Annotated in this window: 13 protein-coding genes; 7 read left to right on the top strand and 6 right to left on the bottom strand. The window is 73.0% G+C overall.

The genetic code is table 11. The features are described 5' to 3' along the window. The first annotated feature begins 3 nt into the window (after window positions 1-3). Entirely contained in the window at window positions 4-1,248 is a 1,245-nt protein-coding gene (locus ACZ4YL_RS15025; protein ID WP_468116717.1) for an acyl-CoA dehydrogenase family protein, read from the top strand. Between the two features lie 189 nt (window positions 1,249-1,437). Beyond that, a complete protein-coding gene (locus ACZ4YL_RS15030) occupies window positions 1,438-2,637 on the top strand; it encodes a S8 family peptidase (RefSeq protein WP_468116719.1) in 1,200 nt (399 codons plus the stop codon). 92 nt (window positions 2,638-2,729) lie between these two features. Here ACZ4YL_RS15030 and ACZ4YL_RS15035 read toward each other — a convergent pair whose 3' ends face one another. The 3 genes from ACZ4YL_RS15035 to ACZ4YL_RS15045 all read right to left on the bottom strand — a co-directional run bounded on the left by ACZ4YL_RS15035 (window position 2,730) and on the right by ACZ4YL_RS15045 (window position 5,949). Beyond that, window positions 2,730-3,335, bottom strand: coding sequence for a TetR/AcrR family transcriptional regulator (locus tag ACZ4YL_RS15035; protein WP_030010409.1), 606 nt, complete (start codon window positions 3,333-3,335; stop codon window positions 2,730-2,732). Window positions 3,336-3,403: 68 nt separating this feature from the next. Then, complete coding sequence (locus ACZ4YL_RS15040) at window positions 3,404-5,200, bottom strand: class I adenylate-forming enzyme family protein (RefSeq protein WP_468116721.1); 1,797 nt, start codon at window positions 5,198-5,200, stop codon at window positions 3,404-3,406. Next, window positions 5,185-5,949 carry an SDR family oxidoreductase gene (locus tag ACZ4YL_RS15045; protein WP_468116722.1) on the bottom strand — a complete coding sequence of 255 codons (765 nt, stop codon included), beginning with the start codon at window positions 5,947-5,949 and terminating at the stop codon, window positions 5,185-5,187. The genes ACZ4YL_RS15040 and ACZ4YL_RS15045 overlap by 16 nt, the downstream gene beginning before the upstream one ends. 95 nt (window positions 5,950-6,044) lie before the next feature. On the opposite strand from ACZ4YL_RS15045, the gene ACZ4YL_RS15050 reads away from it, so the two are divergent. The 4 genes from ACZ4YL_RS15050 to ACZ4YL_RS15065 all read left to right on the top strand — a co-directional run bounded on the left by ACZ4YL_RS15050 (window position 6,045) and on the right by ACZ4YL_RS15065 (window position 10,262). Then, window positions 6,045-7,346 carry an exo-beta-N-acetylmuramidase NamZ family protein gene (locus ACZ4YL_RS15050; RefSeq protein ID WP_468116724.1) on the top strand — a complete coding sequence of 434 codons (1,302 nt, stop codon included), beginning with the start codon at window positions 6,045-6,047 and terminating at the stop codon, window positions 7,344-7,346. A gap of 83 nt (window positions 7,347-7,429) precedes the next feature. Continuing rightward, complete coding sequence (locus ACZ4YL_RS15055; RefSeq protein WP_468116726.1) at window positions 7,430-8,797, top strand: serine-threonine protein kinase; 1,368 nt, start codon at window positions 7,430-7,432, stop codon at window positions 8,795-8,797. A 95-nt stretch (window positions 8,798-8,892) separates the two neighbouring features. Continuing rightward, a complete protein-coding gene (locus ACZ4YL_RS15060) occupies window positions 8,893-9,492 on the top strand; it encodes a hypothetical protein (protein ID WP_468116727.1) in 600 nt (199 codons plus the stop codon). Beyond that, on the top strand, window positions 9,489-10,262 hold the full coding sequence (locus ACZ4YL_RS15065; RefSeq protein WP_468116729.1) for a 3-keto-5-aminohexanoate cleavage protein: 774 nt from the start codon (window positions 9,489-9,491) through the stop codon (window positions 10,260-10,262). The genes ACZ4YL_RS15060 and ACZ4YL_RS15065 overlap by 4 nt, the downstream gene beginning before the upstream one ends. Here the strand turns inward: ACZ4YL_RS15065 and soxR are convergent. Continuing rightward, window positions 10,243-10,686: a redox-sensitive transcriptional activator SoxR gene (soxR, locus tag ACZ4YL_RS15070; RefSeq protein ID WP_030723240.1), complete on the bottom strand. Its 444-nt coding sequence runs from the start codon at window positions 10,684-10,686 to the stop codon at window positions 10,243-10,245. The two genes, ACZ4YL_RS15065 and soxR, sit on opposite strands and share 20 nt — an antisense overlap. A 106-nt stretch (window positions 10,687-10,792) precedes the next feature. Here soxR and ACZ4YL_RS15075 point away from each other — a divergent pair, with 106 nt between their 5' ends. Beyond that, entirely contained in the window at window positions 10,793-11,254 is a 462-nt protein-coding gene (locus ACZ4YL_RS15075) for a MaoC family dehydratase (protein ID WP_468116730.1), read from the top strand. Here ACZ4YL_RS15075 and ACZ4YL_RS15080 read toward each other — a convergent pair. Next, window positions 11,245-11,880: a TetR/AcrR family transcriptional regulator gene (locus ACZ4YL_RS15080; RefSeq protein WP_382538274.1), complete on the bottom strand. Its 636-nt coding sequence runs from the start codon at window positions 11,878-11,880 to the stop codon at window positions 11,245-11,247. The two genes, ACZ4YL_RS15075 and ACZ4YL_RS15080, sit on opposite strands and share 10 nt — an antisense overlap. A gap of 94 nt (window positions 11,881-11,974) precedes the next feature. Continuing rightward, complete coding sequence (locus tag ACZ4YL_RS15085) at window positions 11,975-12,262, bottom strand: YiaA/YiaB family inner membrane protein (protein ID WP_468116731.1); 288 nt, start codon at window positions 12,260-12,262, stop codon at window positions 11,975-11,977. Window positions 12,263-12,326: the final 64 nt, after the last annotated feature.

The following is a 12,326-nucleotide window of genomic DNA, read 5'->3' on the forward strand; positions in this document are numbered from 1 at the left end:
CCCATGGATTTCGCATTCGACACCCGGACCGAGGAACTCCGCGAGCGGCTGCTCGCGTTCATGGAGGAGTACGTCTACCCGGCGGAGCCCGTCGCCGCCGAGCAGCGCGCACGGCTGGCCTCGCCCTGGGACACCCCGGTCGTCTTCGGCGAACTGAAGGCCGAGGCGCGCCGCCAGGGCCTGTGGAACCTCTTCTTCATGGACCAGCACAGCCTGCCGGACGCGGAGCACGGCGCGGGGCTGACCAACCTCCAGTACGCACCGCTCGCCGAGATCACCGGCCGCAGCCCGCACCTGGCGCCGATGGCCACCAACTGCGCGGCCCCGGACACCGGGAACATGGAGCTGCTCGCCCAGTTCGGGAACGAGGAGCAGAAGAAGCGGTGGCTGGAGCCCCTGCTGGCCGGCGAGATCCGCTCCGCCTTCGCGATGACCGAGCCCGAGGTCGCCTCCTCGGACGCGACCAACATCGAGACCCGCATCGGGCGCGACGGTGACGAGTACGTGGTCACCGGCCGCAAGTGGTTCATCTCCGGGGCGATGAACCCGGACTGCGAGATCTTCATCGTGATGGGCAAGACCGACCCGGAAGGCGCCGATCCGCGCCGCCAGCAGTCGATGGTCCTGGTGCCGCGCGACACCCCGGGGGTCGAGGTGCGCCGGGCCATGACCGTGTACGGGTACGAGGACCACGACCACGGCGGCCACGCCGAGGTGGTCTTCGACGGGGCCCGGGTCCCGGCGGCGAACCTGATCGGCGAGGAGGGCACCGGCTTCGCCATCGCCCAGGCCCGGCTCGGCCCGGGCCGCATCCACCACTGCATGCGGCTGATCGGGATGGCGGAGCGGGCCATCGAGCTGATGTGCCGGCGCGCGGTGGAACGTACCGCCTTCGGCAAGCCGCTGGCCGCCCAGGGCGTCGTACAGAACTGGATCGCCGACGCCCGGGTGACGGTGGAGCAGCTGCGGCTGCTGGTGCTGAAGACGGCCTGGCTGATGGACACGGTCGGCAACCGGGGCGCGCACACCGAGATCCAGGCCATCAAGATCGCGACCCCGCGGGCGGTGGTGCGGATCCTGGACGACGCGGTGCAGCTGCACGGTGCGGGCGGGGTGAGCCAGGACTTCCCGCTGGCCGAACTGTGGGCGGCGGCGCGGACCCTGCGGCTGGCCGATGGGCCGGACGAGGTGCACCAGCGGTCTTTGGCGCGGCGGGAGTTGAAGCGGTACGCGGCCGGTCGCCCGTGAACGTGTGGGAATCGTGCGGGAGTTCATGTGAACTCGTGTGCGAGGTGAAGGCGTTGCGGGGGACCCTTTAAGAAACCTTGTTGAACAACCCCATAACCCCAAGGCGTTCTTGATTTGCGCCTGTCAATCGGACGAGGGTTCTCCAGAAGGTCTGACGCCCCCAACGTCAACACGAGGAGAACCCTCCAGATGGCAACTCACAAGCGCTCGCGCGGTTTCCGGTACGCGGCGGTCGGCACCGGAGCGGCCACAGCGGCTGCCGTGGCCCTGCTCGCCACCCCCCTCGCGGGAGCGGCGACACCGGCCGAAGGCACGGTGTACGGCCTCGGCGCGCCCGGCGCGATCAGCGGAAGTTACGTCGTCATACTCGACGCATCCGCGAACAAGGAACAGCTCGCCCGTAAGTACGGTGGCGAGCTGAAGCGCTCCTACGGCTCCGGGGTCAACGGTTTCTCGGCCTCGGGCCTCAGCGAGACCGAGGCGAAGCGGCTCGCCGCGGACCCGGCCGTCGGCAAGGTCGTGCAGAACAAAAAGTTCACCATCAACGCCACCCAGACCAACCCGCCCTCATGGGGGCTGGACCGGATCGACCAGACCGCGCAGGCGGGCGACAAGAAGTACACCTACCCCGACAGCGGCGGTGAGGGCGTGACGGCGTACGTCATCGACACCGGCGTGCGCACCACGCACAAGGACTTCGGCGGCCGTGCGACGTCCGGGTTCGACGCGGTGGACAACGACGACAGCGCCGACGACGGCAACGGCCACGGCACGCACGTGGCCGGCACCATCGCGGGGACCACGCACGGCGTCGCCAAGAAGGCGAAGGTCGTCGCGGTGCGCGTGCTGGACGACAACGGCTCCGGCACCACCGAGCAGGTGGTCGCCGGGATCGACTGGGTCACGAAGAACCACTCGGGGCCCTCGGTGGCCAACATGAGCCTGGGCGGCGGCGCCGACGAGGCCCTCGACGAGGCGGTGCGCCGGGCCGTCGCCGCGGGTGTCACCTTCACCGTGGCGGCGGGCAACGAGTCGGCCGACGCCGGCCAGGGCTCGCCGTCCCGGGTCACGGAGGCGATCACGGTGGCGTCGAGCACGATCGACGACAAGCAGTCCTCGTTCTCGAACTTCGGCTCCGTGGTCGACCTGTACGCGCCGGGCTCGGACATCACGTCCACCTGGAACGACAGCGACACGGGGACGAAGACCATCTCCGGCACGTCCATGGCGGCCCCGCACGCGGCCGGTGCCGCGGCGGTCTACCTGGCGGGGCACCCGTCCGCGACTCCGGCGCAGGCAGCCGCGGCGCTGACCGGGGCGGCCACGTCCGGGGCGATCACCAACCCGTCGGCGGGCACGGCGAACAAGCTGCTGAAGGTCGCCCCGTAGCGGTGGCCTAGGCGTCCCGAAGCTCCGAGGGGCCCTCTTCTCGTACGGACCCGGGGGATCCGTACGAGGCGGGGGCCCCGTTCGCGCCGGTTCTACGGACGGAGCGCGCGCAGCAGCAGGTCGGCGAGGTGATCGGCGACCTGCTGGGGCGTGAGCGGGCCGTCCGCCCGGTACCAGGTGGACAGGTGGTGGACGGAGCCGAAGTGGTAGTCCACCACCAGGTCGGCGGGGGTGGCGCTGGAGAACACACCCGTACGCTGGCCCTCCTCGACCAGCGCCCGGAAGCGCTCGTGGTAGCGCCGGCGCTCGGCCCTCACCTGCTTGGACTTCTCCGGGCTGAGCTGGTGCATCGACCGGAAGAAGATCATCGCGTCGTCGAGGTTCTCGATGGTCGTGACGACCACGTCGGCGGCCGCGGTGCGCAGCCGCTCCTCGACGGGTGCGTCGGAATCGGCCACCGCGTCCAGGCGCTGCTGCTGGAGCCGCAGCATCCGCGCGTACACCTCGTGCAGCAGATCGTCCTTGGACCCGAAGTAGTGGTAGAGCGCGCCCTTCGTGACACCGGCCGCCTCGACGATCTCCTGGACCGAGGTCCGGTCGTAGCCGCGCTCGGCGAACAGCCGGGTGGCGACGGCCAGCAGCCGCTGCGGTACCGGGGCCTCGTGCGTGCCTGCGGGTTCCGTGGTCCGTGCCGCCATGGCTCTGACCTTCCCTTCCTCGTTCCTGCCTGGTCACGGCGACCAGCTGTACGACCGTCCGACTGTTTTCAGCCGCGATCGCGCAGTTCCCGTCGCAGGATCTTGCCACTGGTCGTCTTCGGAAGGACAGGCAGGATCTCGACCTGGCGCGGGTATTTGTACGCGGCGATGCGCTCGGCACAGTAGGCGGCGAGCTCCGCGGGCTCCACCGAGGTGCCGGGGCGCAGGCTCACGTACGCCTTCACGCTCTCCCCGCGGTACGCGTCGGGGACGCCGACCACGGCGGCCTCACGGACGGCGGGGTGGGTGTAGAGCACGTCCTCGACCTCCCGCGGCCAGACCTTGAAGCCGGAGGCGTTGATCATGTCCTTCTTGCGGTCGACGACGTAGAGCCAGCCGTCCGGGCCCATGAATCCGACGTCGCCGGTGCGCAGTTCGCCGTCCGGGAAGGCCTTGGCGGACTCCGCGGGCAGGCCCCAGTAGCCGGGCACCACCTGGGGGCCGCGGACGGCTATCTCGCCGGTCTCGCCGAAGGGGACCTCGGCGCCCTGCTCGTCGAGGATGCGGACCACGGTGTCGGCGCCGGGCAGGCCCACGGAGAGGGTGCCGGAGGCGGGGTCGACGGGGGCTTCGAGGTGGACGGGCACGCTGGCGCACGGGGCGGTGCACTCGGTGAGGCCGTAGCCGTTGCGGAGGTAGAAGCCGAAGGCGGTGCGCAGGCGCTCGACGAGCGCGGGCGGGAGCGGGGCGCCGCCGGAGGAGATCACCTGGAAGGAGGCGAAGTGGTCCGGGGCGACCCCGGGGTGGGCGGCGAGGGCCATGAAGGCGGTGGCCGGGCCGACGGTGTAGGCCGGGCGGTGTTCGAGGAAGGCGTCGAGGACGGCGCCGGCGTCGAAGCGGTGGGCGAGGACCAGGGTGCCGGCGTTGACGAGGCAGGCGGCGAGCTCGCAGACCATGCCGGTGATGTGGAAGAGGGGCGCGAGGGCGAAGTAGGTGGCGCCCTCGGGGAGGGGGTGGGAGGTCACCTGCCGGACGGCGTTGTAGGTGAGCGCGCCGTGCGGGTTCATCGCGCCCTTGGGGGTGCCGCTGGTGCCGGAGGTGTAGCTGATGAGGGCGATGTCGGCGGCGGTGAGGGACGGGTCGGCCGGCGCGGGTCGCCTGCCGCGGGCCACGGTGAGGAGGTCGGCGGTGCTCAGGCATACGGCGTCAGGGCCGGCCGGACGGCCCCCGTCCGGCACCGCGTCGGGCGCTTTCCGCGTGTCCGGCGCGTCCGCCTGGGCGGGCACGAACGGCCGGTCGGGGGCCGTGATCCGGTCCGGCGCCGGACCGAAGACGCGTGGGTCGTTGCGCGTCTGGAAGTCCAGGTCCGACGCGGTCAGCACGGTCCGCACGGCGCTGTCCCGCGCGGCCTCGCGCAGGTACGCCGGCCACGCGCCGCCGTCGCAGACCAGTGCGGCGGCCCCGGAGTCGCGGAGGATGTGCCCGACCTCGCCGGACTTGTACATGGGGTTGAGCGGGACGACGACGGCCCCGGCCTTCCATGCCGCGAGGACCGCGAGCACGAAGTGCGGGGTGTTCTGCAGCATGACGGCGACCCGGTCCCCGCGGCGGATGCCGCGCGCCGCGAGGTGGCCGGCGACGGAGTCGGAGAGCGCGTCGGCCTCCGCGTAGCCGATCCGGCCGTCGAAGTAGGCCAGGGCGGTGCGTTCGGGGGCCCGGGCGACGGCCTCGCGGAAGGCGTGCAGCACGGTGGGCGGCGGTGCGACGGACGCCCGCTGGGCCGCGGCGAGCAGCCCGAGCCACGGCTTGGCGGCGTACCGGGAGGCGTCGGAGGCGTGCCGGGAGGAGGTCACCGGGTCTCCCATTTCTGCTGGAGGTGGTTCATGCCGCTCAGCCAGCGGTCCGGCTCGGTGGCGCGGGCGGCGTAGAAATCGGCGACCTCGGGGTGCGGGAGGATCAAGAACCGGCCCTTCTCCATGCCGTCGAACAACGCGTCCGCGACCGCTTCCGGCTCGATCGCGGTCGGGGCGAGCACGAGTTCGCCCGCCGAGCCCGCGGCGGTCAGCATGTCGGTGCGCACCCCTTGCGGGCAGATGGCGTGGACCTGGACCCCGCGGTGGCGGTAGGTCAGCGAGAGCCATTCGGCGAAGGCGAGCGCACCGTGCTTGGTGACACTGTACGGGGCCGCTCCGATCATGGTCAGGAGCCCGGCGGCCGAGACGGTGGAGACGAAGCGGCCGCTCTCCCGCTCCAGCCAGTCCGGCAGCAGCAGTCGGGCGGCGCGGACGTGGGCCATGACGTTGGTGTCCCAGGCCGCTTCCCAGACGGCCTCGTCGGCGAAGGCGTCGCCGCCCGAGGCGAGCCCGGCGTTGGCGCAGTAGACGTCGACCGTGCCGCCGAGGGCCTCGCGGGCCTCGGCCACGATCGCCGAGGCGTCGCCCGGAACCGGGATCGCCTGCGCGCCGATGGCGGCCGCGACCGCGGCGGCCTTGGCCGGGTCGAGGTCGTTGACCACCACCGTGGCGCCCTCGGCCGCGAAGCGGTGGGCGAGGGCGGCGCCGATGCCGCCGCCCGCGCCGGTGACGACGACTCGCTGGTCCTGGTACGCGCTCACGGGGTCCACCTCTCGTGCGGCCGGATGCCGGATCGCGGGCAGACTAACCGGTCGGTATGTCAGGAGGAAAGGGGCGCGGCCCCTAGCGTGGCGGGATGACGCTGTCGCGACGCGGGGTGCTGGGGCTGGCGGGGGCCATCGGATCGGCGGGCGCCCTGGGGGCGGCGGGGCCGCTCCGGTCCGGGCCCGCCGGGTCCGGGGCGGGGCCCGCCGGGTCCGGGGCGGCCGGGGCCACGGCAGCGGCCGGCCGGGTGCGTACCGGCTTCGAGCGGCTCGCCGCGGACGGGTACGCCGCACTGGCCGGGCAGAAGGTCGGGGTGGTCACCAACCCCACCGGGATCACCGCCGACGCCCGGCACCTGGTCGACGTACTGCACGCGGACGAACGGGTCGACCTGGTGGCGGTGTTCGGGCCCGAGCACGGCTTCCGCGGAACGGCGCAGGCGGGCGACTCGGAGGGGGCCTCCCGGGATCCGGCGACCGGGCTGCCGGTGTACGACACGTACGACAAGAGCGGGCAGAAGCTCGCGGACGTGTTCACGGCGGCCGGGATCGACACCGTCGTCTTCGACATCCAGGACGTCGGGGCGCGCTTCTACACCTACATCTGGACCCTCTACGACTGCATGCGCGCGGCCGCGCTCGCCGGCAAGGCGGTCGTGGTGCTGGACCGGCCCAATCCGGTGGGCGGCCGGCGGGCCGCGGGGCCCGTGCTGGAGCGGCCGTACGCGAGCTTCGTCGGCCGGGAGCCGATCGCCCTCGCGCACGGGATGACGGCGGCCGAACTGGCCCGGCTCTTCAACGGCGAGTTCCTGACGGACCGCCCGGTCAGCCTGCGGACAGTGGCGATGTCCGGGTGGCGGCGGGAGTCGTTCTTCGGGGAGACCGGGCTGCCCTGGGTGCCGCCGAGCCCGAACATGCCGACCCCGGACACGGCCCTCGCGTACGCCGGTACCTGTCTGTTCGAGGGGACGAACCTCTCCGAAGGGCGCGGGACGACCACGCCCTTCGAGGTGGTCGGTGCGGAGGGGATCGACCGGCGGTGGGCGGAGGCGGCGAACGCGCTGGGGCTGCCCGGGGTGTGGTTCCGGGAGGCGTACTTCACGCCGACGTTCTCCAAGCACGTGGGGAGGGTGTGCGGCGGGGTCCGGCTGATCGTGCACGACCGGGAGGCCTTCGACCCGGTACGGGCCGGGATCGGACTGCTGATCACGGCGCGGCGGGTGTGGAGCGGCTTCGGCTGGCGCGCGGACCACTGGATCGACCGGCTGACCGGCTCGGACCGGGTGCGGACGCTCGTGGAGGCGGGGGCGGACGTGGACGAGGTCGCGGGTGACTGGGCGGCGGGGCTGGCGCGCTTCGGGGCGGTGCGCGAGGGGTATTTGCTGTATCCGTGATCCGACCGCGCCGGGGGGCTGGCCGGGCGGGCGCCGCAGCAGGATGCTGACTGCACCGGAGGCACGGCGTGGAGGGGGACGTCATGGCGGACATCGGTGGCGGATTCGGGATCCGTGGCGGATTCGGGGTCGGTGGCGGGATCGGGGGTGGGATCGGGGCCGGGGGCGGGATCGGGGTCCGGCCGTACGCGGAGCTGACCTTCGACTCCGAAGGGGACGTGGACCGGGTCACGCAAGGGGCGGTGTCCCGGATGGAGGCGACCGACCTGCTGGTCTTCGCGCACGGCTGGAACAGCGACCGGTCCACGGCGACGCGCCTCTACGACCGGTTCTTCGCACCCTTCGAGGGGCTGGTGGGGTCGGGGGTGCGCCTGGGGTACGTGGGTGTCGTATGGCCCGCGATGCGCTTCTCCGACGAGCCGATACCGGACTTCGACGCGCCGGGCGTCCTCGCGGGGCCGGGCCCCGGCAGCGCACTGGACCCGCTCACCCGCCGGGCGCTCGGGGAGTTCTGGCCGGAGCGGCGGGCGGAGCTGGACCGGGTGGCGGAACTGCTGCAGGAACAGCCGGACTCGGCGGCCGCCTTCATCGAGTTCGGCGCTCTGGTGCGCGAGTTGGCGGGGGTGGACGCGGTGCCCGCGGCGATCGCGCCGGCGGTACCCGCGATCTTCACCGACGATGTGCTGGAGGTGTGCCGGGCCCTTTCTGTCGCCCTGGTCAGGGCGGGCGCGCCGGGGGCACCTGCCGCGGCGGGCTCCGGCGGTCCGGGTCTCACGGTCGGCGGCGGGCTGCGCGGGCTGTGGGGCGGCGCCAAGGAACTGCTGCGGCAGGCGACGTACTACAAGATGAAGAAGCGAGCGGGCGTGGTCGGCGAACGTGGCCTCGGCCCCGTGCTGGCCCAGCTGGCGGCCGCCCGCCCCGCTCTGCGGTTCCATCTGATCGGGCACAGCTTCGGGGCGCGCGTCGTCTCCTTCTCCCTGCGCGCGGTGCCGGACCGGGCCCGGTACGTGAAATCCGTGACCCTGCTCCAGGGAGCCTTCTCCCACTACGCGTTCGCCGACCGGCTGCCGCACGACAAGGGCAACGGCGGCGCCCTGCGCGGGCTCCAGCACCGGGTCGACGGGCCGGTCGTCGCCTGCCATTCCGCGCACGACTCGGCCCTCAAGGTCTTCTACCCGCTGGCCTCCCGGATGGCAGGGGATTCGGCCGGACTGCTGGGTTTCGACGAGCGGTGGGGCGCCATCGGGCACGACGGGGTCCAGGCGGTCCCGGGCGCGCCCCGGCTGAGCCTCGACACCGCCCTGCGCGAGGGGGTGCCCACGGCCGGTTGCGTCAGTGTGGACGCGGGCTCCGTGGTGCGGCGCGGCGGCGCCCCGTCAGGGGCGCACAGCGACATCTGCCATGAGGAACTGGCCCGGGTGGTGGTGGCTGCGGGGCGCATGGGGCGCTGAGTTCTCGCCATGTGCCACCCGCACGCCTCGACCGCCCCCGCATGCGCCTGCCTCCGGCCGGGCATGTTGGGCACATCGGCGGAGGTGATGGTGTGATGGCGGGATTCCGGAGTCTGGCCTACCAGGTGCGCGACGCGCGCAATGACCGGGCCTTGCGGCGCCATTCACTGCGCCGCTGCCTGGAGCGGTTCGCGCCGTACGGGCACCGGGCCACGTGGTGGCACCTGTGCGACCGGCACGGGATCGCCCCGGAGGACCGGGGGGCCGATCCGCTGCGGCTGGTCGCCGCCCTGGAGGAGCTGGAGGACGCGCGGGCGGTCTGGCTGGAGTACGAGCGGCAGTTCGCGGAACGGCGCCGGCGGGAGAAGCACCACGGGCTGCGCCGGCCGGAGTGGGCGTGGGGCGGGAGCGGGGACGCGGTGGTGCGGTGCGCGGATCCGGGGGTTCGGCCGGATGGGGCGCTGGGCGAGGTGCTGCGCAGGCTGGTGCGGGCGCTGGAGTCGGGGCCCGGGACGGCGTGCCCGGTGTGCGGGGACACCGAGCTGCACTGGCCGGAGGTGGCTCCGGTCGGCCCCTGGGCGGGGGCGCTGGCCTGGGACGGGCCGGTGTGCGCGGGCTGCGGGATCGTGGTGCCCAGACCGGCCCTGGTGGACACCCCGGCACTGCTGGGCACCCCCTCGGCGGGAGCCGCGTGAGACCGCTGCCGCCGTCGCCGGTGTCGTTGGCGGTGTCGCTGAACGGCTCGCGGAGCGCCGCGGACGGCCCGGCCGTGCCGATGTCGCCGCAGGCGCTGGCGGAATCGGCGCTCGCGGCCGTCGGCGCCGGGGCCGGGGAGGTGCTGGTGCATCCGCGGACGCCGTGCGGGCGGGAGAGCCTCTCGCCGCGGGTGATCGGACCGGTGTTGGAGGTGCTGCGGCGTACGGGGGTCGGCGTAGCTCTGTCGGTGCCGGTGTCGATCGCGGCCGAGCCCGATCCCGAGGGGCGGCTGGAGCGTGTGGCTTCGTGGACGGTGCTGCCGGACCGGGCGGTGGTCCAGTTCGGGCAGCCGGGCGCCGCGGAGCTGGCGCAGGCCCTGCTGGCGCGGGGGGTCGCGGTGGACGCGGTGGTGCCGCTGGGCGGTGTGGCCGGGCCGGAGCCGCTGGCCGGATTCCTGGCCTGGCCGGTGCGTGAGCCCGGGCGGGTCCGGCTCTCGGCCGAGCTGGCGGCGGCCGATCCGGCCCTGGTCGCGGGGCTGCCCGCGCTGCCGCCGGTACCGGTGCTGCTGTACGGGCGGGACGCGGCCGCCTGGCCGGTGCTGCGGCTGGCCGCGCGGTGCGGCACCGGCGTGCGGACCGGCGTGGGCGATGTGACGAACCTGCCCGACGGGCGGCCGGCCCGGTCGAATGCCGAACTGGTGACGGCGGCCCGGCACGTGGTGGCGCGGGAAGCGGTGGCGCGGGAAGCGGCTACAGCCGCGAGCCGGTGAGCCGCTCGCCGAAGGCGTCGTCCGGGTTGGACAGCGCACAGGTCTCCATCGACAGGCAGCCGCAGCCGATGCAGTCCGTCAGGTGGTCGCGCAGACGGCCGAGCCGGGTGATGCGTTCGTCGAGTTCGGCGCGCCAGGCCTCGGAGAGACGGGCCCAGTCCTCGCGGTTGGGGGTGCGCTCCTCGGGGAGCTGGGCCAGTGCCTCGCGGATGCTGGCCAACGGGATGCCCACCCGCTGGGCGGCGCGTACGAAGGCCACCCGGCGCAGCGCGTCACGCGTGAAGCGGCGCTGGTTGCCGGAGGTGCGGCGGCTGCTGATCAGGCCCTTGGCCTCGTAGAAGTGGAGCGCCGAGACGGCCGCGCCGCTACGGGCGGACAGCTGACCGACGGTGAGCTCGTGGATTTTCTCGGGAATCTGCGGCACCCGGTCGAGCGTAGCCGGAAGTCCGTTGACATACGCATACGCCCCCCAGCATGCTGAGCAAGCGCTTATTCGTCCGTCAGTCGTCCGCGAGAGACAGGAACAGGGCATGGCCGAGCCGAGGGTCTTCACGTCCGCCGAGGAGCTGCACGCCGGGATCGGCGAACCGCTCGGCCCGAGCGAGTGGCTGGAGGTGGACCAGAAGCGGATCGACCTCTTCGCGGACGCCACCGGCGATCACCAGTGGATCCACGTGGATCCGGAGCGCGCGGCGGGCGGACCCTTCGGTTCCACCATCGCGCACGGCTATCTGACGCTGTCGCTGCTGCCCAGCCTGGTACCGCAGATCATGCGGGTCGAGGGCATGCGGATGGGCCTCAACTACGGGACGAACAAGGTCCGTTTCCCGGCGCCGGTGCCGGTCGGTTCACGGCTGCGCGCCGTCGCCGTGATCACGGAGGTCGCGGAGGCGGGCGGCGGCGTACAGGTCACGGCCACCGTCACGGTCGAGCGCGAGGGCGGCGACAAGCCGGCGTGCGTGGCGGAGTCGGTGTCGCGCTACTACTTCTGAGGGCCCGGCCGCGCGGCGACCATGCGGAGCACGAGGTCGGCGTAGAGCCCGCCGACCTCGTCGGGCGTGCGCTGCCCGGCCGTGTTGAACCAGCGGGCCACGTCGATGCACAGCGACAGCACGGCGAGGGTGGTGCCCGGCACGTCGGGGACGTCGAACTCCCCCGCGGCCACGCCGTCGGCGATGATGCGGCGCACGGCCGCGTCGCTCTGCCGGCGCAGCGCCACGATCTCGGAGCGGTGCTCCGGAGCGAGAGCGTCGAGCTCGTACTGGACCACGCGCGCGGTGGTGTGGTGCGCCGCGTGCCAGCGTACGAAGGACCGCACGGCGGCATCGAGCCGGTCGGCGGCACTGCCGGGGCCGTCGGCGGCGGTGGTCAGGATCTCCAGCGCCTTGTCGTGGCCGATCCGGCTGATCCGCTGGAGCAGCTCTTCCTTGGTCTTGTAGTGGATGTAGAGCGCGGCCGGGCTCATACCGGCGCGGCCCGCGATGTCACGTGTGGTGGTGGCGTGGTACCCGCGCTCGGCGAAGGCGTCGACGGCGGCGACGAGCAGCCGCCGTGCGGCGTCGGGGGTGACCTCGGACCACGGCCGGTAGCCGTCGACCGTTTCCTCCGCGCTGCCCATCGCTCACTCACCCTTCACCGTGTGGAAGTGAACACCCTACCGGAGGGTGAGCAAGCGCTTAGCGATGTCGGACCGGCCGGGCCCGGCGGGCCGGCTATTTCGGCGCGAAGGGGTCATATTCGGCCATGATCTTCTCCATCCTGGCCTGATCCACCCGGCTGACGATCTGCGTGACCTCCTGGCGGTCGCGGATCACCTTGGCGAGGGTGAAGGCCGAGGTGGTGAGGTAGAGGACCGCGATGCCGAGGAAGGACCGGACCCAGCCGTTCGCCTCCAGGTTGTAGATCCCCACGGCCACGGCGCCGATGGCGATGCCGAAGGAGGCGACGGCCTGGCCGTAGTACGCCCCCGTGCTCTGCTGCTTGACCGGTGTCTCGTTCATGGGTCGAGCATCGGGCGGACGGCGGGAGAGCACATCCGCACGCGTACTCATACGGGGTACTCAG

This window comes from Streptomyces sp. NPDC030021 (assembly GCF_055574035.1).